Origin of the sequence: Paenibacillus sp. GbtcB18, assembly GCF_019091125.1 — a bacterium.
Classification (GTDB): Bacteria; Bacillota; Bacilli; order Paenibacillales; family NBRC-103111; genus Paenibacillus_F; species Paenibacillus_F chitinolyticus.
On the sequence record NZ_JAGXJX010000728.1, the window covers coordinates 1 to 244 of the forward strand.

1 pseudogene is annotated in these 244 nt (G+C 50.0%); it reads right to left on the reverse strand.

The annotated features are described in order from the left end of the window. Window positions 1–244: pseudogene (locus KVT34_RS32245) on the reverse strand (LbetaH domain-containing protein); the annotation flags it as partial.

The window sequence follows — 244 nt, forward strand, 5'->3', positions numbered from 1 at the left end:
ATTTTACGAGAGGGCCAACCCCACCATTTAACGGAAAGGAGATAATCGATAAGTCCGCCATCGAACCTTTTTTAAACCACTGGGCGGGGATTTCCCCCCGCAATATGGTAGGGGGGAACATTTTTTACGACAACGGGGTTGGCCGCAATGATGCCTCCGCCCCCAATATGCACACCGGGCATAAGGGGGACATTTTGTCCGATCCAAACATCATTCCCGAAAACAGTATCACCTTTAAGGGTGA